The organism is Geosporobacter subterraneus DSM 17957, assembly GCF_900142145.1.
GTDB classification, from domain to species: domain Bacteria; phylum Bacillota; class Clostridia; order Peptostreptococcales; family Thermotaleaceae; genus Geosporobacter; species Geosporobacter subterraneus.
Genome location: NZ_FQZV01000003.1, coordinates 87,508 through 107,276, shown reverse-complemented (window position 1 = coordinate 107,276; position 19,769 = coordinate 87,508). Strand labels below are relative to the sequence as shown.

The following is a 19,769-nucleotide window of genomic DNA, read 5'->3' as shown; positions in this document are numbered from 1 at the left end:
AAACAAGAGATATATCTGAACGGCACAGAAGCACGCTCCCTTGTACATTTCTGCTTAGTGGATTTATTGATTTTTTGGTCATATTTTCTCTATGATTATAATGTATCATAAGCTACCTTTTAATACAAGGTACTGTGTGATTTTTTTTTATTTTTACAGTTTTTCATTTTATAAAGAGGTGTTTTTTAAAGAAATTTGTGCATATAGGTTTAGCAGAATGCCATAGGGATACGTTTTCTACCCTTCTAATAGCAGGAAGAAATACAAAATATAGTAAGACTGTAGATCAGATCAGAGCTTAACAATAACCTTAAGGATAAAGCGGAAGTAAAACAAAAATATAGTATAAAAGGCTGGGAGTCCCAGCCTATATGAAATAGAATTGTATTACTGACTTTGGATCTTGTCCATTATATTATTGTTTTTAACATATTCATCGATTTGTCTGATCTCTTCTTCACTCAGTTCGAAGCTGTGAACGATCAAGCCCCCATCAATCAGCTCCATGTAGTCCATTTCCAGCCGCTCCTGGGTTGCGTATACCATCTGAACCACTGGATCTACAAGGTTCCAACGGATCATAGTCTCATCATCAAATTCTACATCTAGATAGACATCTACCGATTGTCCCTGATAGGATATTTCTTTAATACCATTAATTTTCAAGTGTCCAACCTCCTTCTTCTATCTAAAGAAACTGCTATTGTTAGTATGTCCTGTCTAAAGCTGTATTTAGCAGACCATTAGGAATAACAAAATCTGCAAATCCTTTAAGGACTTTTATATTGTGATATGATATAGCCACCTTTTATCATTTTTCTTTAAAAGATGAAAAAGCAGCTTAGAGCATTCAATAATATGCTCAAATGCTGCTTTTGCTGCTTAGTGTACACCTTTGCTATTGAAAAAATCCTTATATTGCATATCACTTTTTAGGATATGCTGTTCAATCCAGTTGGATACAAAGATGATAATGTCCATGGTGATTTTTCTTTGTTTCTCATCAATGTCCTCGTTTTCCAGCTCAACAATTTTATCGATAAAGCTGTTATGTTCTTTCAGATGGGCACCGAGGCCTGGAAATCCATGTTTTTCCATAAGCGCTTCTTCAAAATCAAAATGATAGATGGTGTAGTCCTTTAGTTCTAACAGTACGTCCATGATTTCGTCATAGTGATCAGCGCCGTCCTTTAAGGCTACGATATTATATAGCTTTGATCCAATTTCAAATAGTTTTTTGTGTTGTTGGTCAATTGCCTCCACATTACAGCTGTAGGCATCCTTCCATTTGAATAACATTCCTGCTTCCCCCTTTGTGAAGTATACACCTTATTATACCATATTTTTATAAAGGAAGCCTATAGAAATGGCTAATACTTTATTCATGCTTATGTAATGTCAAAAGGTTTACAGTAACGCCGTTTTCAAATTTTACGATAGGCATATGAGGTACATTTATATAGTCTTCAAAACCAGTGATTATTCCACGACCGTACTCCGGGATAATAATTGACTCCCCTATTTTAAAGAAATTGGATCTGCGAACAAAAATATCTATGATATTTGGATCAAATTTTTTCGATTTATTTTCCCAAACTAAGCTTATTGCATCACGAGGTTTTGTTCCACTGTTATGAAAATAGCCTCCCACCTTTTCCTCATAAAAATGTGCCATTGAAATGATCCTGGCAAACCTGCCAATATCTTTGCCGCTTTTTCCTTTTGGATAGCCTCCGCCATCATAGTGCTCATAATAGTCGAGGATTCCGAAAAAAATGGATTCTTTTCTAAGCATAGGGAGTTCGGTGGATATGTTTTTAATGAAGTCTACGTATACTTGATAAAGTTCCTTCCCTTTTGTTGAATACTGCAAGTGAATATTAAAGGTTTCTTTCGGCAGCCTTGTTAAGGATGCGTCTATAAGTAAAGCTGTAATTGCAAGATCTACCAGTTCTTCTTCTGTCAGTTCTATTGTTAATCCAATCATTAAGGAAATGCTTACGGTATTCATACTGTGAATTAAAAGTATATCTTTATAGTGTTTTATCGGTATGAGGGCATTACAAAGCACATTATTGGATCTAATGATGTCATATAGTTTTTTTCTGACTCTAGAGGCTCTTTCTTTTAGCTTAGCAGATTCGAGATTGTTTTCAAAAGATAAAAAAAGAGGAAATTTATATAAAGTATCCAGATAATCATTGTCAGGATTATAGTTTTTTTCTGAATAAGAATCTTGTCTCATAGTTTCCACGTTAACATGCGGGTCCAGTAGAGACATCATCGTTAATGGTACTGTCATCAATTTGTTGTGCTCCAGGATAATTTCTTGCAGCATATCAATATACTGGGCATTTCTATACTGCTCTTCATCGATATACTGCTGGTACGAATCCTGTGAAGGAACAACAAGTACATGAGTATTTGAAGGCAAGTGGTAAATGATCTTTTGAATAATATCAGAAGATAGCGTTTTGTATTGGTTGATCAGCATCAAACCGTCTGTTCTGTAAATAGGATGTAATAGTATATCTCCTGGAATCAGCTGACGTAATTGTTTTTTTACATACAAATTAGGCTTAGTATTTCCCATAAATTCTACCCTCCTAGTTGATAAGAATAAACAATAACATATTTTGATACCTGGAATAATCTACTTCTTCTTTCTTGAGAATTGAGCCAAATGCCCCCTTGCAAGCACTGTGACAGGACAGCGCCTTTAGTTAAAAGAGCGGAGAATATGTCTATGAAACTATATAAACATCATAGCATACTAAAACACCTAAAGAAAATGCAAAATCTTTTTTATAAACAAATTAAGAGGCATTGCGGATTTATATAAATCAGTACCCACTTTGCCTCTGATTGTATTGATACTCATGCTTCAAGCTGTAGGATAGGCCAAATTTCGAGTATATGACAGGCTTATATAGTATGGGGGGCAACTTACCTATTCATCATCCTCGATGATCGGTTCTGTACTGCAATTAAAGGCCTTACTGAGCTTTTTAATCGCTCGTTTTTCAATTCTTGATACATAGGAGCGGGATATTCCCAGCAGCTTTGCGATTTCCCTTTGGGTTTTGCTGCCCCCGTTTGCTAGGCCGTATCTCAGTTCGATAACGGTTCTTTCTCTGCTTTTCAGAACTTTTGCCATTTTTTGATATAGCTTTTTCACCTGAATCTTTAATTCTACTTCTTCAAGAACCTCATCATTTTCAGTGCCCAATATGTCGAGTAAGGAAATTTCATTGCCTTCCTTATCGACACCAATAGGATCCTGCAAGGATACTTCGCTTTTTGTTTTTTTGTTAGATCGGATTGTCATAAGGATTTCATTTCCGTTTTTTACAAAACTGCGACATATTAATTTTTTTAGAGGAATTATTGAAAAAAGAAAGAATGATTATTCTAGGGAGTAAGGGATAAAAACTGTGAAAAGATGTCTAAACTACAAAAGGCATAAATGATACAACTGAGGAGGACGTAAATGAAGCCATCGAGTATAATATTTTTTTTGATTGTTGCGACCAGCATATATTTTGGACTGCACTATTATTTATACAACAGCCTGACAAAGGATTTACAGCTTAGTGTAGGCATACGCCGTATGATTATTGTAATGCTCTTTATGGGAGGCCTGCTGTTCTTTGCAGGTGAAATACTGGAGAGAATGTACGGACTGCATGGCTTTTCCTATGCAGGCAGTATTTGGCTGGGTTTTATCACTATCGGTTTTTTCATTTTTATATTAAAGGATCTTTCTCTATTCTTCTCTATACCACGACATACCGCAGTCTATGGTGCCTTGCTACTAACCCTGCTGTTAGGGCTTTTTTCGATCTACCAGGCAGCTAAACCACCTGGATTGATAGAGCACCGGTTATCAGTAGGACGCTTTCCACAGGATCAATCAGAATTTACCATTCTTCAGCTTTCCGACCTTCATCTGGATGGATATAAATCTGAGACTTGGTTTGCCGAGATAGTGGAACAGGTGAACAGGCAGCAGCCCGATGTGATCGTGATGACAGGCGACATTATTGATGATCGTTATGAACGTGTAGAGCGGTTTTTGCCGCTGCTGCAGCAGTTAAAGAGCACCCATGGGGTCTATGCTGTATCAGGCAATCACGAATTCTATGCAGGCATAGAGGATTTCTACAAGTTAATGGCGCAGGCCAATATCTATGTGCTGAAAAATGAAAGGATATCTCTTGGAAATACCCTAGAACTGGCGGGTATCCATGATGATACAGCAAAACGCTTTGGACTGGAGACTGCAGATCTTGATAGTATCCTGAAGAACGCAGACCCTGAAAGAATCACTGTGCTGTTATCCCATAAACCTGTGGATTTTGATAAAGCTGTGGCCCTAGGCGTAGATTTGCAGCTTTCAGGACATACCCACGGCGGGCAAATTCCCCCTATGAATCTACTGGTTCGACTGGCCTTCAAATACTCCCATGGACTGTACCAAATGGAGGACTCCTATATCTACACCTCCAGCGGTACCGGTTTTTGGGGCCCTCCCATGCGGTTGTTTACCTCCCCGGAAATGGTGAAGCTGACTTTGACAGGTAAACCCGATTTTTAGTCTTCAACCATAGGACGTCGATAAGACGTCTTTTTTTCTTCCCCAGTATATAAGGAAATCCTATGGTTTGTATATTTTACCATGGTTCCTAGTGTATTCTTAAGGGAATTTTCTGCCCGCCACAGACTGTCTTTTGCCGTTGTTAAATTATATGCATCAGGTTTTTCTAAGGCAGCAGGCAGCGGCAGTATTTCAAAGACTAACTTTTGTCCTTTCCTATAGCGGTGAATCCAGGTAGGTATGTATGTTACCCCTTCGATCTTTAAAGGTGCATTCTGTCTATCCTTGCGAAGCAGTACATTGACAATGATCCCGTCCTCAGTATGGCGATTTTTCAGGATTTCATACCGTTGGTTGGATAAAAAGTTTCCCATGGAATAGACTACCAGCGTTTCTTTTTCAGCAGTTTGGATGAGTTCCATGGGCTGCAGTACATGGGGATGACTTCCGAAAATAATATCTGCTCCCTCCTCTGCCAGGTACTGGGCAATTTGTCTTTGGACAGGATTGGGCTCCTGCTCATATTCATTTCCCCAGTGAAGGTAAAAAATGACCAGTTCTGCCCCTTCTGCCTTCATTTGTTGAATTCTTTCCTTCAATTTCTCAAGTTCCTTAGTGAGGGCTTGGTAGCTAAAGCTGTCAATCAAAGCCTCTGCTTCCTTCGGAATTTTGATGGCGTTGAGCGTTTTAAATTCACCCCATGGAGGCGTTTCATAGGTATAGGCAGTTAAGCCGATTTTTATCCCCTTATGTTCAAGGATCTGAAATGAAGATTCACTGGTATTTCTCCTTGTGCCAAAAGCTGCTATTTCTTTCTCCTCCAGCACATCCAGCGTACGCAGGACTCCTGCCAGACCTGTATCAAGGGTATGATTATTTGCTGTACTGGCACCGTGAAAGCCTGCCTCCCTCAGTGCATCCGCAAGGGTGTCGGGAGAGTTAAACAACGGAAAGCTGGAGTAACCCCGTTCTTTCCCGCCAAAGGTGGTTTCCAGGTTGCATAGTGCCAGATCTGCCTGCTGTATGTAGGCTTTGACAAATTGGAAGTTGTTATGAAAATCGTGGGTTTTCGCTTGTTCATTCCACTGAGCTTTCAGTTGGGGTCCGTGAACCATTATGTCTCCCACAGCCGTGATCTGAAGGGTTATAGGTTCTTCTTTCTGCTTGTCCTCCGTTACAGACGGGGTTTCTTCAAGAAGTTCCTGAAATGCGGGATCGCTTTCTTCGAAAGGGTGAAGGCCGATATAGAACAATAATATGAATACGGCCAGTCCGATATGTATTTGTTTGATGTTCATGTCAATCACCTTCTATAAAAATCTTGGTAATATTGCCCAATTTTTGACTCCTTATATTAAAGCATAAAAAAAGAGACGATGCAAGTGTAGGTTGCAGGTCTCTTTGGAGATGATTGAATTATGCCTATTCACAAGGTAATCGGCTCCAGTGTTAGTATAGGCCAGTTTTGAACGAAACGGCACAAGGGCTTGTAGTTTATGGGATAGTGGTCATCGCTGCGGGTCGACAGAATCGTCGACCCCTATAAATATCCTTTTATACAAAGCTAGAAGTTGATTTTATCTCTACGCATACTGACGTTTAGGATCAAACCGATACAGATCATGTTCGACAGCATAAAGGTTCCCCCATAGCTTACAAAGGGCAATGGCTTACCGGTTACAGGCATCAATCCTATAGTCATGGCAATATTTGCAAAGATATGAAAGGCCAGCATAAAGGTTACTCCGGTAACCAAATATGCTCCGAAATCATCTTTGGCTCTACGGGCAATATTGACGCATTTTACCAGTAAAATGCTGTACATCACCAACAGAAAAAGTGCACCCAGCAGTCCTAGCTCCTCAGATAACACGGAGAAGATAAAGTCGGTATGCTTTTCCGGAAGAAAGCCCAGCTGGGTTTGTACGCCTTTAAACAGACCCCTGCCAAACAATCTGCCAGACCCTATGGTCAGTTTAGACTGGATTACGTGATATCCCTTCCCCATTGGGTCCATCTCTGGATTTAAAAACACCAGTATTCTGGTTTTCTGATAATCCTTCAATCCCATCCAGGCAAAGGGCATACTGAGAATGCCGATTAGTGCTGTTACGAGAATATGCTTATAGCGCAGGCCGGCCATAAAAAGAATCCCGAAAGTAAAGGCTGCAAAGGTCAATGTAGTCCCTAAATCCGGTTGTGCAAGAATGAGTACCATCGGTACCGCCGCAAAGCCTAATATTCTGATTAGAGTAGACAGTTCATGAATAGAATCTTTTTTATCGGATACCAGCTTGGCTAAACAGATGATGATTCCTATTTTTACGAAATCAGAAGGTTGAAACTGTACACCGCCAATACGGATCCAACGGTTTGCTCCCCATGTATCCTTTCCTGAACCAAACAACAGCACCGCCATCAGCAATGCATTGCAGAGTATATAGATAGGAATATAGAGTTTGGCAAAGAAATTATAGTCAATTAATAAAAGGATAATAATGGCAGTGAATCCCATAAGGATCGATATTATCTGGGTTTTTATATATCGCGTACTTTCAAGACTTTGGGTGGCACTACCAATGATGACTACGCCAAAAACACAGATGATCAGCAATACAGCGATTAAGCCAAAGTCCAGCTTACGGATAAGTCTGTTGTCAAATTTAAACATAATACCTCCAAGTCTAGGCAATGTATGATCCTATATATTTCAGTATATCCTATGACTAGTTTATCTTAAACCCATGCAGGATTCAACACCTTGTTTAAATTACCAGTCCCTCCAACCCAACAGGGATATTTTGTTTATGCAAAGTCTAGTCGGGTAATAAGACAATATATGTGTTAAAATGAAGTATGGGTATATCTTTGGGAGGTGAAAGGATGGAAAAGTTCGTTCCTGAAATTAAAACGGAACTGAGGAAGAAAATCATCGAGGTACCTCAGGCTATCTATAAGGCCAGCGGTATCAAGATAATGGGCAAAAGAATAAAATCTCTTTTATTTTCAACAGATGTAGCAATTATTAAAAATACAAATGCCGACGCCATCATCGCGGTATATCCCTTTACCCCACAGTCGGCCATTACACAAGCGATCATGGAAGTAGCTCCTGTTCCTGTTTTTTGTGGAGTAGGAGGCGGATTAACTACCGGGCAAAGATCGATAAACGTGGCCTTACATGCGGAGTTTCAAGGAGCTATCGGTGTGGTGTTAAATGCCCCTACTGCTAATGAAGTTATTATCGAAATGAAGAAGCAGATCGACATTCCTATTACTGTAACTGTGGTATCTGAAAATGAAGATATTGACGGAAGAATCAAAGCCGGAGCATCAATTTTTAATGTATCTGGAGGCGCCAATACGGCAAGGATCGTAAGGCAGATCCGAAAGGCTTATCTGGAATTCCCTATTATCGCTACCGGAGGACCTACAGATGCTACGATTCAAGAAACCATTGATGCCGGAGCCAATGCTATTACTTACACACCTCCTTGCACTGCCGATATATTTAGTGAGGTTATGGATCGATATAGAATTGAATTAAGCAAGAAATAGACATATAATGGAAATAAAAGGAAAGGATCTGCTTCCTTTTAGCAGATCCTTTCCTTTTATGCTATAGACTAGGGGGAATGCAATATGGAGCCATTTGGGGGATTTGGAGCTTTCAATTTTATGTTTAGCTTATTTCCTATCTTTTTTATTTTTGTATTTGGCATGATCGTGTTTACTGTGATTAGAGGAATTAAAGAATGGCATAACAATAATCAGCAGCCTGTGCTTTCCGTACCGGCCGTAGTGGTAACTAAGCGCAGCCATACTTCACGCAGTGCACACAATCATGGGGACCATACCCATCACAGTACGTCTACCACCTATTATACTACCTTCGAGGTAGAAAGCGGTGACCGTATGGAGTTTCGCGTTTCCGCTCAGGAGTATGGTATGCTGGCTGAAGGCGATGTAGGGAAACTGACCTTCCAAGGTAGCCGATATCACAGCTTCGACCGTAAAAAAAGCTCTCAGGAGTAAAAATGGCAGGAATTAGAACAACTTGATCTTTAAATGCTCTAATTCCTGTTTTGTTTTTCCGAAAATCTCTTGAAAAACCTCCTCTTCTAAGAGATTGAAAAGCATGGCGGGTACTTTCCCTTCATTGAGGCTCTCTAACAGCTGCTGGTACTTCTCTGCCGTCCATTGAATCATCAAATACTGTATTTCTTTTATACTCTCCTGCCCTTGTATAACAATCTTGATTTTTGAGTTTTCTTTCGGCATATGCCTCACCTTTTCATTCTGAGGATACTACATTCTTATGATCATCAGAATTTGTCTTATGATATTTATTAATATTTCTCTTCTCGGCAGATATATATGATTATAAGGGGTGATGGTTTTGAGTGTAGCAGGTATATATAGTCGAAAGTCTTTATTTACCGGTAAAGGTGAATCGGTGAAAAACCAGATTGATGCCTGTCAGGAATATGCCGCGATGAAAGGCTGGGATAGTCTTGTTTATTTTGATGAAGGCTTTTCCGGACAGAACCAAAACAGACCTGGTTTTCAACAGCTTCTGCAGGATATCGATCAGGGAAAAATACAGCATGTGATATTTTATAAGCTGGATCGTATTTCAAGAAGAATGCTGGATATATTAGAGTTCATTGAAAAAATGAATAGCAAAGGTATTGATTTTATCTCTATAACGGAGAATTTCGATACTACTACTCCACTTGGAAGAGCTATGGTACATATCGCTGCTACCTTCGCCCAGTTGGAAAGAGAGATGCTGCAGCAGCGGGTTCGGGACAATATGATCCAGCTGGCGAAGACTGGCAGATGGCTTGGAGGGATCGCACCAACGGGTTACACATCCAAGGAAATGCGATTTAGAGACCATCAGGGAAAAGAGAAAAGAAAGTATATCCTGGAGGGTATTCCTGAAGAGTTAGCGGTTATTGAGAAAATCTATACACATTATTTAAAGAAAAAGTCCCTAAGCCAGGTTGAGAAATATTTATTAGCCCAAGGCTTTCAGACAAAGAATGGCGGGGCTTTTCAAAAACAGACGATACGTTCAATATTGATGAATCCCGTCTATGTAAAGGCTGACCCCAGAATATTTGACTATTTTAGGGTACTTCAGTCCGATATTGCCTCCCCTATTGAAGCATTCGACGGCATCCATGGATTGTTGACCTATAATAAAAATAGAAAATCAGGCATAAAAGGAACAGAACCTTGTGATCCGGAGCATTGGATTGTGACGGTGGGGGATCATAATGGCATCATTGATGCTTCTGATTGGATTGCGGTTCAAAAACAGATATCTAAAAACAGCAAGCCTGGTGTACCCTGGAAAAAGAGCAGTCACGCCCTTCTCTCTGGACTGCTGCGCTGTAAATACTGTGGAGGGCCAATGATTATCCGATATGGGCAAAAAGATAAAAAAAATGGTCATCGGTTCTATTACTATGTTTGTCAGCAAAAGGATCTTACCGGTGGTGCAGGCTGCAGCAATAGGAATATTCGGGGAGACCTGTTGGATCAGACTGTGTTGGAGACATTGGTTTCACTGGCGCCTCAGCCGAGTCAGGTTAAAAAAATACTGGAGAAAGTAGAATCCAAATTTTTAAACAGTAAAAGAAATATAATATCTTCAAATGAGGATTTAAATAAACAAATTCACAGAAATCGCAAACGAATTCAGCAGCTGTTATCAAAGCTGGAAAGAAACATTCCTGATGCAGCTGCAAAGCATATTGGCGAGAGAATTGAGGAGTTGGATCACCATATCTCAGAATTAGAGAAAAAAATGGAACATAGAAAAATAGTAGAGCAGCATCCATCAATGGATCTCTCCCCTGCTATATTAAAGGGTATCAGAGAAAACGTTGCCTCGATTGGGCATGTAGTTAACAGTATGGAGAGTGTAGAGGAAAAACGTAGGTTTGTTGAAGGAACAGTTGAAAGGATTCTTTATCATGAGGGAGCCGTAGAAATCCATTTAAAAAAGAATGCTGCAGTACAGTGAAAAACGGATTCTCAATGCACCTTGCAGCATAGGTTGCCAATCGGGTTCCTTTGCTTCTATCGAAGGTAATAATGGCCTTGATCAGTCCAATGGTACCTATAGAAATCAAATCGTCTACTTCTTTACCGGTGTTGTGGTATTTCTTTACGATATGGGCCACTAACCGAAGATTTCGCTCAACCAAAATATTTTTAGCCTCTTCATCCCCTTGCTCGTATTTTTCCAGATAAAAATTTTCTTCCTCTTGGGTTAAGGGCTTTGGAAAAGATGTATTGCTGGATACATAGGATACAAGTGTGAATACCGGTTTGGCCAATACTGCCGAAAGTGTAAAAAAGGTCGTCCACATGAAGCTGCCCCCCTCCTTATTATTGGTCATCTTAAATAATATTCAATTTAGTATAAAAGTGTGCATGTCACGATTTTTATTCTTTCCTCTCATTTTCCAAAGCTTGAATTCTTGCTGCGATATTTCTGAAGGTAGGTGCGGCCACTCTCCCACCAGAACCACCGTCTTCAGCGATAATTGTAATGGCGTAGCGAGGATTTTTTGTTGGAAAATAGCCTGTAAACCACGCATGAACTGTATTTCTTCTATCAGACACAGCTTCTGCCGAGCCTGTTTTGCCAGCTGCATCAATAAAACCAGTCAGATCCTGATTTCTTGCCGTTCCTTCCGAAACAACTTTTTCCATCATATGCTGGAGTTGTTTAGCGGTCTCCTGGGATAATAAACGCTGTGGTGTATTTTGATTGTGATCCTCAAGAATATTTCCCTGATCATCTATAATGTTGCGGATCAGTCTTACACCCGGGTCCATGCCATCATTGGCGATGATGGCCGTTAACCTTGCAATTTGAAGAGGTGTAACCCCCAGTGTACCTTGACCGATGGAAATGTTGCCGATTCCGGCCCCCTTGATATAGTCATCCTCTGCCAGGGTACCAGGGACCTCCTCCGTCAGCTCAATACCTGTCTTTCGTCCTAAACCCAATTTTTCTGCCATGGAAAGTATTTCCTTACCTCCTACCAGCTTTCCCAGCTGGATAAAATAGGAGTTGCAGGATAAAGAAAAGGCATCTGCAAAATTTATCAGCCCATGGCCGCCCCGTTCATAGCTGGAGCATCGAATGATGATATCCCCGATCTCTTCTGCACCACTGCAAAAATAGGTATCATCCAATGAAACCAATTTGTTTTCTAGGGCTGCGGCAGATACTACGATCTTAAAAACGGAGCCTGGAGGATAGGGAGTCTGAATCGCACGGTTAAAGAGCTCAAGGTTATTGCTGTTTAGGGATGCTGCCACATCGTCTTGATCATAGTTGGGTCTGCTGACCATAGCGATTACTTCGCCATGTCGAATATCCAGAACAACGACACTCCCTTTTTCATGGGAGCGGTCAAACTCTTCTTCCACGATCTGCTGTATATTCATATCCAAGGTTGTAACGATATTCTTTCGTTCTTCAGGCCTGCTTTCCTGTATCACCTTATATCCGAGACCGGGAATCATTCTTTTTTGTGCATCTACAATGGCTCCGATCCTAAAGGTTTGTTTTTCCTTTAACACTTCGTCAAAAGCTTTCTCCAATCCCTGATGACCTGTATTGTCAATCTTATTGATGTAGCCTATCAGATGAGATGCCAGGCCGGATTCATTATATCGATCCTCTGACTCTACAGGATATACTCCTCTCATTCCTACAGCTTCTTTTATCAGCGTTTGATCTTGGTGAACTACCTTTAGCTGAACAGGCCGTGAGCCGAGAATTTTCTCATATCGGAGTATATAGTTTTTTACCCCTGTTAGTTTGGCAATAATCTCTAAGTTTTCATCAGTTTTTTGGAAAAGTTCAGGAAAAATAACCAGATACTGATTTTTCTGCTGATTGGTTAATGGCTTCAGGTTTCGGTCAAATATTTTTCCTCTGGCCACACCAATCGGGATTTCTTTAAACCATTGATTTGTCGCCTTATGATAATAATCTTCTCTTTTGAGCAGTTGGATATAAGCCAAACGGCTGATCAACATACCTAGAATTAAAGTAAATATGATGCCTAAAGAGAACAATCTTTTTCGGTTAACATCAATAATACTGGGTGAGGATTTTTCAATTTTTTTTCTCTCTAATCTTGTTCTCAATAAAAAACACCTTCTCAGAATGGAATATTCTCATTATCTCCTATTCTAAAAAGGTGTATACATTATAGTATTTTCAGTTCCTTGCCATTTTGCTTCTCGTAAATGACGGAGCGTACCTTTGCTACCATGATGTCTATGGCCACCTTATTGTAGCCTCCTTCCGGAATAATTACATCTGCATATCGCTTATAGGGTTCAATAAATTGCAGATGAGCTGGCCTTACTGTATTGAAGTACTGATCAATAACCGAATCTAAAGTTCGGTTTCTTTCAGTGATATCTCTTTTGATTCTGCGGACGATACGCACGTCTGCATCCGTATCTACGAAGATTTTGATATCCATTAAGTCACGGAGCCGCTCGTCCTCTAAGATCATGATACCTTCAAGGATAATAATATCCCTGGGTTGAACCAACTGTGTTTCTTTTTCTCTGGTATGTATGGAGAAGTTGTATTTTGGCTTATGGATGGGCTTAAAGTTTAGCAAATCCTTCAAATGAGTCAGCAGCAGTTCTGTATCAAAAGCTAAAGGATGATCATAATTGGTATGAATGCGTTCTTCAAAGGTTAAATGACTTTGATCCTTATAATATGAATCCTGCTCAATGATGGCTATATTTTTTTCCGGAAGACTTCCAAAAATAGCCTTTGCAACCGTACTTTTGCCTGAACCGGTTCCCCCGGTGATACCGATTAATATTGGCTTACTCAACGGAATCATCCTTCCTATCTTTTCTTAATATATAATACCTGTCTACAGGCTTTTCCATCTTCATCTTAATGATCTGCTGGGGATGCGGTGCCACCTGGATTTCTTCGCCCTTATCGTTCCACAGAACACCTATTTGTTGTGTAAACATATCAATGTCAGGCCCGATCACTTCGATTTGATCTCCTTTGAAAATCCGATTACGCTGTTCTATCGTAGCGATCTGAGTTTCAGGGTCATATTCCAGTACTAAGCCAATAAAATCATATTCCCGGATATAGGAGCTGTTTTCATATACCTGCTCTTTTTCATCGGGCTTATTGAAATAAAAACCGGTGGTGAAGTCCCGGTGGCTGGCTTTTTTGATCTCTTCCATCCATTCAGGATTGTATCTGTAGGCTTCTCCCAATTGATAATATGCATCAATGGCACGGCGGTAGGCCCCTACGATGGTAGCCACATAGTAGGCGCTCTTCATCCTGCCTTCGATTTTTAGACTGGATAGTCCTGACTGAATCAATTCAGGAATATGCTCGATCATACAAAGATCCTTTGAATTGTAAAAATATGTGCCTCTTTCATCCTCTACCACAGGAATATATTCACCAGGCCTCTTCTCTTCAACCAAATAATATTTCCATCGGCAGGGATGGGCACATTCACCTCGGTTGGCATCGCGGTTGGCCATATAGTTGCTGAGCAAACATCTTCCGGAATAAGATATGCACATGGCACCATGTATAAAAGCTTCCAGTTCCAGATCCTGAGGTATTTTGCTATGGATTTCTTTAATTTCATCTAAGGAAAGCTCTCTCGCCAGAATTACACGCTTGATTCCCTGTTTATGCCAGAATCGGGCACTCATATAATTTGTATTATTGGCTTGGGTGCTCAAATGTACTTCAAGCTCTGGGGCATACTCCCGCACGTACATCAAAGTGCCGGGGTCAGATAATATAACGGCATCGATCTGCATGGCCGAAAGCTTCTGCAGATAGCCTGGAAGCTCTTGAAGATCTTCGTTGTGGGGAATAATGTTTAGGGTAACATAAACCTTTTTTTCCCGTTCATGAGCAAACTGTATCCCCTTTTCCATGTCCTCAAAGGAAAAGTTTTTGGCACTGGCCCGCAGTCCAAATTGCTGCCCGCCAATATATACTGCATCGGCACCGTAGATGATGGCCATTTTCAATCTTTCAAGGTCTCCTGCAGGTGCTAATAGTTCTACTTTATCCACATTTATGCCTCCTTGTTTTTATAACTGATCGCTACCCCGTCTCCAATCGGAAGCAGGCAGGATACAAGTTTTGGGTCTTCCATAATATAATCCAAATAAGTTCTCATTCGCTTGACGATGGTTTTTTTCCTTCGTATAACGTATTCATTAGAGGCCACCATCCCTTTATACAACACGTTGTCTGATATAAGTACGCCGCCGGGCTTTAGCAAATGAATGCAGGATGCAAGGAATTCCATATACTGCCCTTTTGCTGCATCTAAAAAAATCAAATCATATGTTCCCTCCAGGGAGGGCAGTACTTCTTCTGCACAACCTTGCAGGATGCAGATATGGTCACTAAGGCCTGCTGCTGCAATATATCCTTTTGCCTTTTCGATCATATCCGAGCGTCTCTCGATGGTCGTGACTTTACCTCCTCCGGAGGATTGGCAGAAAACAATGGCTGAGTAGCCGATCGCCGTACCTACCTCCAGAATCTTTTTAGCCCCGTTTATTTTTGTAATCACTTCCAGGAGCTTAGATACCTCCGGTTGAACGATAGGTACATGATTCTCCAGAGCGTATTCCTCCATCTCCTTTAGTAAGCCTTCATTTTTACAAATGGTATTTCGTATATATTCCTCGATCAACGGATTTACTATATTGCTCAAGCTTTACACTCCTTTTTGCTATGCTCACAAAAATGAATACGTGGTATGTTCCCACGTATTAGGTTTCCCAATCCTTTAATTTCCATTCTTCGCCTTCAGGTGTTCTTTATAGGTTTTACTGAAAGTATGCTCTCCGTTTTTGCTTACAACAAAATATAGATACTCTGTTGTTTCTGGGTATAAAGCAGCTTCTATGGAAGGTTTACCCGGCGAAGCAATAGGCTTAGGCGGTAAACCTTGGTATTTATAGGTATTGTAAGGAGAATCGATTTCAATATCCTTCAGTGTAAGATTCTCTTTCCTCTCGCCCAATATATATTGAACGGTAGCACAGGATTGAAGCAGCATATTTTGCTTAATACGGTTGTGGAATACACTGGAAACCAGTGGTCTTTCCTTATCCAGTTTCGCCTCACGCTCAATAATGGAAGCCAAGGTAATCACTTCATTGATGGAAAGACCCATTTCCTGTGCTCTTTGATAGTAGGATTCCTGAAAGACCTGGTTGAAGCGATCCAACATTTTCTTTAGGATTTCTTCTTCCGTGGCATCCCTAGCAACCTGATAAGTATCGGGGAACAAGAAACCCTCCAGCCGGTTCTCACCCTTTGGAATGTTCTCTAAAAACTTATAGTTGAAGTCACCGTAGTTAGCTAGTTGAAGAAATTTATCTCTGTCAATCAGTCCGTTACTCTCTAACCGATTTACGATCTGAACGAATTCGAAGCCTTCTGGGATAGTAAATTTAACCGTATCATGGGTTACATCCCCCTCTACCAAGGCCTGTATAATCGCTTTTGCATCCATATCATTACGTAATGCATATTTTCCAGCCTGCATTTTGCCGTCGGATTTTGACAGTCTGCTCAAAATCCGAAAGGCTAGATCGTTTTTGATCAGGTTATTTTCCTTTAACAGCTTAGCTATTCTTGCAGTAGAAGTACCGCTGGGTATTTCTACAGTAATGGTACTGTTACTGTATGCATCCACTGGCTGGATCAATTTACCAAAAGAATAAAACAATCCGAGGGGTGCCGCTAATAGGACAGCGATCAGCAGCAGTAGTAAGTTTTTGAATTTTTTCTTCCTTTGCCTTCTTACAGAGGAATTCATAAAAGTACCCTCCATCTAGTCATTTGAAAATCATTGTGATGATATCATTATACATTTATCAACAGTTTTTTACAATATTTTAACCGGAATTTAAAGAATGACGCAAAATGGTAGACATAATATTTTTACGTCTACCATTTTCTTATGAAAACATATCCTTCATATCTACTGCTTCGCCGATAATCTTGTAGACATCACCGATCAGCTGACTGAATCGCATTTCGGCATGTAAAAATTCTGCTGCCAAGGGGTCTTTTGCTATAATTTCATAGAGCTTCTGCAGCTGCTCAGTTTTTGATGCATCCATAGTTTGTCCCGATATCTGGGCAGCCTGCAGTTCAATTTGTCGTTTATGGAAATCGTCAATCATTTTCTTTAGCTGTGGAGACTTTTGAACTTCTCCCTGAAGTCTTTTATATTGTCTGAATTCATCTGAGTTTTTAAGGGCTCTTGCCAGCTGATGGGCATAGTCATGGATATTCATAAAACAACCTCCTTAATATTTATTAATTTAATGAAATGATTAATGGTACTAAAACCGGTACTAAGGCTGACAAGATCAAGCCTGTAATAAAGGAAATCACAGCCGTATTGCCGTTGGTAGCGCTTGATATAACCGGCAGGGATGTATCCATGGCCGTTGCTCCTGCTGGTGCGATGCTTTCTAGCTTTCCTATATATTTTGCAATAAAGGGTATAGAAATCAGAGCAATTACTTCGCGGCTAACGTTGGTAATAAACGCTAAAGCACCTGTTTCTGCACTGTATTTAGAAAGCTCTATGGCAGAAAGACTATACCAGCCAAAACCGGCACCGATCGCTCCTGCTTCATAAAAGGGGATACCTAAAAAATATCCTCCTACCATACTTCCGGCAATGCTTCCTAGTGCCACCATCAGGGGAACCAATAGAATCTTTATTCCATTGGCCATGATTTTGGGAACAATATCTCTATTGCGGCCAATGTCTATCCCGACAAATAGCAGCAGTGTGCACAGACCTATATCGATGATTTGCCCCATAAATCCTACATATTGCTCTGGGAATATAAACAATCCACAGAATACACCTAGTAAAACGGAAAGCATAATTTTAACTGTCATGGCCACACTCCCCTTCTTCTTTTGTCGTGAATGCCTTAGAAACCAATTTTACACCCAGTATGCTGAATAGGATGGAAAAAAGAGCCAATACAATTCCCTGGTAGCCTAATTTAAAAAAGGTGCCTACAATTTCTTTATTAATACCGATATTTATGCCCATGATCATCAAGAGTGCCAGAAGACACCAGGTCTGAATTTGAGAAAGCCTGTCCTTAAGTTTTGAACTTAGTATGTCCTGATAGCCTATCACAGCACCTATCAGGATGATTGTAACATAGAGTAGTATACGCAAGCAGAAGCCCCCCCTTATGTCCTTTGATTAATATCCATTATTATTATACAATGATTCACGAAAAAGTGAAAAAAATATGCTGCAGGGCAGCATATTTTATACCTCCATAATGATCGGTAGAATCATTGGACTTCTCTTGGTCTTAGAATACAAGAAGTCTCTTAAACTATCCTTGATTGCAGACTTCAACACTGCCCATTCTCTCACGTTATTACCCTGGCAATTCTGAAGGGAATTTCGAACGACTGTTCTCGCCTCATCCATAAGATCTTCGGACTCTCGCACATAAACGAAGCCTCTGGATATGATATCGGGCCCTGCAACCACCTGACCGGTTTCCTTGGTGATAGTTACAACCACAACCATTAATCCATCTTCAGATAAATGCTTTCTGTCTCTCAATACGATATTGCCAACATCTCCTACACCTAAACCATCTACCAAAATATTGCCTGCAGTTACATTTCCGCTTATTTTTGCACCTTCCTTAGATATCTCTATGACTTGACCGTTATCTAAAGTAAAGATATTTTCAGGAGGGGTTCCCATGCTTTCCGCCAGCTTTGCATGCTGCCGCAGATGTCTGTGCTCCCCATGGACCGGTATAAAATACTGGGGTCTGACCAAGGAATGGATTAGCTTCAATTCCTCCTGGCAGGCGTGACCGGATACATGGACATCAGCCAGGCTCTCATAGATTACATTGGCACCCTTTTCAAAGAGCTGATTTACTACCTTTGCTACAGTTTTTTCATTTCCTGGTATTGGGGTAGCAGAAATAATCACCATATCTCCAGGTTGTATCTCCAGCTTTTTATGCTCTGAGGCTGCAATTCTGGAAAGAGCAGACATCGGCTCGCCTTGGCTGCCGGTTGTTACCACCACGATTTCATGGTCCATATAGCGATCGATATCATTCATATCTACCAGCATATCACTGGGTACATTCAAATAACCTAGCTCCATCGCTACATTTACTACATTGATCATGCTTCTGCCGGAAAATGAAACTTTTCTGTTAAACTTATAAGCTGCATTGATGATCTGCTGTACTCTATGAACGTTGGATGCAAAGGTTGCTACGATGATTCGTTTTGTTGCATTTCTAAAAATATTCTCAAAGGTTGCTCCAACAGTACGCTCCGACATCGTATAGCCTGGTCGTTCTACATTGGTGCTGTCTGCCATAAGCAGCAGTACCCCTTTTTGTCCCAGTTCAGCCAGTCTATGAAGATCAATGCGCTCCCCGTCAATCGGTGTAAAATCCACTTTAAAGTCACCTGTGTGAACAATCGTTCCTACTGAGGTATGGATTGCCAAGCACACTGCATCTGCTATACTATGACTGGTTCGCATAAATTCAACCTTAAATTCACCCAGCTTTACTGTATCCCCAGGCTTAACAACCTGCATGTGCACGCTGCCTGAAAGCTTATGCTCTTTCAACTTCGTCTCCACCAATCCAAGGGTCAGCTTCGTTCCATAGATGGGTAGATTTATTTTTTTTAAAACATAAGGCAGTGCACCGATATGATCCTCATGACCGTGGGTAAGGACGATGCCCCGAACCTTGTCTTTGTTTTTAATCAAATAGGTTATGTCGGGAATAACAATATCAATTCCCAGCATTTCATCCTCAGGGAAGGTTAATCCACAGTCAATCAACATGATATCATCTTTATATTCAATGGCCATCATATTTTTGCCGATTTCATTTAATCCACCTAGTGGAATTAGTTTTAGCTTTGCTGTTTTTTTTGCCACATTATCACTCTCCTAATTTATACGATGTCAATTATTCCGAACCCGTTGTAATTTCTAAATTCAAGATAACCGTTCACCTTTTGCACAATCCATTATACAGTATTTAACAGCGGTTT

21 protein-coding genes are annotated in these 19,769 nt (G+C 40.5%); 4 read left to right on the top strand and 17 right to left on the bottom strand.

From position 1 onward, the window contains the following. Window positions 1-387: 387 nt before the first annotated feature. From BUB56_RS00550 to BUB56_RS00535, 4 genes are all read right to left on the bottom strand, one after another. Window positions 388-666 carry a hypothetical protein gene (locus tag BUB56_RS00550; RefSeq protein ID WP_110939428.1) on the bottom strand — a complete coding sequence of 93 codons (279 nt, stop codon included), beginning with the start codon at window positions 664-666 and terminating at the stop codon, window positions 388-390. Between the two features lie 216 nt (window positions 667-882). Next, window positions 883-1,299 carry a bacteriohemerythrin gene (locus tag BUB56_RS00545; protein WP_110939427.1) on the bottom strand — a complete coding sequence of 139 codons (417 nt, stop codon included), beginning with the start codon at window positions 1,297-1,299 and terminating at the stop codon, window positions 883-885. Window positions 1,300-1,378: 79 nt separating this feature from the next. Continuing rightward, window positions 1,379-2,593: an HD-GYP domain-containing protein gene (locus tag BUB56_RS00540; protein WP_110939426.1), complete on the bottom strand. Its 1,215-nt coding sequence runs from the start codon at window positions 2,591-2,593 to the stop codon at window positions 1,379-1,381. 357 nt (window positions 2,594-2,950) lie between these two features. After that, on the bottom strand, window positions 2,951-3,328 hold the full coding sequence (locus BUB56_RS00535) for a sigma-70 family RNA polymerase sigma factor (RefSeq protein ID WP_110939425.1): 378 nt from the start codon (window positions 3,326-3,328) through the stop codon (window positions 2,951-2,953). Window positions 3,329-3,490: 162 nt separating this feature from the next. On the opposite strand from BUB56_RS00535, the gene BUB56_RS00530 reads away from it, so the two are divergent. Beyond that, entirely contained in the window at window positions 3,491-4,597 is a 1,107-nt protein-coding gene (locus BUB56_RS00530) for a metallophosphoesterase (RefSeq protein WP_110939424.1), read from the top strand. Here the strand turns inward: BUB56_RS00530 and BUB56_RS00525 are convergent. Together BUB56_RS00525 and rodA are read right to left on the bottom strand one after the other, a co-directional pair. Next, a complete protein-coding gene (locus tag BUB56_RS00525; protein WP_110939423.1) occupies window positions 4,594-5,895 on the bottom strand; it encodes a CapA family protein in 1,302 nt (433 codons plus the stop codon). The two genes, BUB56_RS00530 and BUB56_RS00525, sit on opposite strands and share 4 nt — an antisense overlap. A 266-nt stretch (window positions 5,896-6,161) precedes the next feature. After that, a complete protein-coding gene (rodA, locus tag BUB56_RS00520) occupies window positions 6,162-7,268 on the bottom strand; it encodes a rod shape-determining protein RodA (protein WP_110939422.1) in 1,107 nt (368 codons plus the stop codon). Between the two features lie 212 nt (window positions 7,269-7,480). Here rodA and BUB56_RS00515 point away from each other — a divergent pair, with 212 nt between their 5' ends. Both BUB56_RS00515 and BUB56_RS00510 read left to right on the top strand, forming a co-directional pair. After that, window positions 7,481-8,155, top strand: coding sequence for a hydrolase (locus BUB56_RS00515; RefSeq protein ID WP_110939421.1), 675 nt, complete (start codon window positions 7,481-7,483; stop codon window positions 8,153-8,155). A gap of 84 nt (window positions 8,156-8,239) precedes the next feature. Further along, on the top strand, window positions 8,240-8,632 hold the full coding sequence (locus BUB56_RS00510; protein WP_110939420.1) for a DUF2500 domain-containing protein: 393 nt from the start codon (window positions 8,240-8,242) through the stop codon (window positions 8,630-8,632). Between the two features lie 12 nt (window positions 8,633-8,644). Here the strand turns inward: BUB56_RS00510 and BUB56_RS00505 are convergent, their stop codons facing one another. Further along, window positions 8,645-8,878, bottom strand: coding sequence for a hypothetical protein (locus BUB56_RS00505; protein WP_110939419.1), 234 nt, complete (start codon window positions 8,876-8,878; stop codon window positions 8,645-8,647). A 118-nt stretch (window positions 8,879-8,996) separates the two neighbouring features. Between BUB56_RS00505 and BUB56_RS00500 the strand changes: the two genes are divergently transcribed. Next, window positions 8,997-10,634 (top strand): recombinase family protein, encoded by a 1,638-nt coding sequence (locus tag BUB56_RS00500; RefSeq protein ID WP_190014000.1) that lies wholly within the window; start codon window positions 8,997-8,999, stop codon window positions 10,632-10,634. On the opposite strand, the gene BUB56_RS00495 is transcribed toward BUB56_RS00500, so the two are convergent. From BUB56_RS00495 to BUB56_RS00450, 10 genes are all read right to left on the bottom strand, one after another. Further along, a complete protein-coding gene (locus BUB56_RS00495) occupies window positions 10,516-10,983 on the bottom strand; it encodes a sigma factor (protein WP_110939417.1) in 468 nt (155 codons plus the stop codon). The genes BUB56_RS00500 and BUB56_RS00495 overlap by 119 nt on opposite strands. A 76-nt stretch (window positions 10,984-11,059) precedes the next feature. After that, window positions 11,060-12,781 carry a peptidoglycan D,D-transpeptidase FtsI family protein gene (locus BUB56_RS00490; RefSeq protein ID WP_110939416.1) on the bottom strand — a complete coding sequence of 574 codons (1,722 nt, stop codon included), beginning with the start codon at window positions 12,779-12,781 and terminating at the stop codon, window positions 11,060-11,062. Window positions 12,782-12,843: 62 nt separating this feature from the next. After that, complete coding sequence (gene udk / locus BUB56_RS00485) at window positions 12,844-13,494, bottom strand: uridine kinase (RefSeq protein WP_110939415.1); 651 nt, start codon at window positions 13,492-13,494, stop codon at window positions 12,844-12,846. After that, window positions 13,487-14,728: a peptidase U32 family protein gene (locus tag BUB56_RS00480; RefSeq protein WP_110939414.1), complete on the bottom strand. Its 1,242-nt coding sequence runs from the start codon at window positions 14,726-14,728 to the stop codon at window positions 13,487-13,489. The genes udk and BUB56_RS00480 overlap by 8 nt, the downstream gene beginning before the upstream one ends. 2 nt (window positions 14,729-14,730) lie before the next feature. Further along, window positions 14,731-15,381, bottom strand: a complete 651-nt coding sequence (locus tag BUB56_RS00475; RefSeq protein ID WP_110939413.1) for an O-methyltransferase — start codon at window positions 15,379-15,381, stop codon at window positions 14,731-14,733. 75 nt (window positions 15,382-15,456) lie between these two features. Next, window positions 15,457-16,494 carry an endolytic transglycosylase MltG gene (gene mltG, locus BUB56_RS00470; protein WP_190013998.1) on the bottom strand — a complete coding sequence of 346 codons (1,038 nt, stop codon included), beginning with the start codon at window positions 16,492-16,494 and terminating at the stop codon, window positions 15,457-15,459. Window positions 16,495-16,636: 142 nt separating this feature from the next. Further along, window positions 16,637-16,978, bottom strand: coding sequence for a YlbF/YmcA family competence regulator (locus BUB56_RS00465; RefSeq protein WP_110939411.1), 342 nt, complete (start codon window positions 16,976-16,978; stop codon window positions 16,637-16,639). Window positions 16,979-17,000: 22 nt separating this feature from the next. Beyond that, window positions 17,001-17,597, bottom strand: coding sequence for a LysO family transporter (locus tag BUB56_RS00460; protein WP_110939410.1), 597 nt, complete (start codon window positions 17,595-17,597; stop codon window positions 17,001-17,003). Continuing rightward, window positions 17,587-17,889, bottom strand: coding sequence for a LysO family transporter (locus tag BUB56_RS00455; RefSeq protein ID WP_110939409.1), 303 nt, complete (start codon window positions 17,887-17,889; stop codon window positions 17,587-17,589). The genes BUB56_RS00460 and BUB56_RS00455 overlap by 11 nt, the downstream gene beginning before the upstream one ends. A 96-nt stretch (window positions 17,890-17,985) precedes the next feature. Beyond that, entirely contained in the window at window positions 17,986-19,653 is a 1,668-nt protein-coding gene (locus BUB56_RS00450; RefSeq protein WP_110939408.1) for a ribonuclease J, read from the bottom strand. Window positions 19,654-19,769 lie beyond the last annotated feature (116 nt).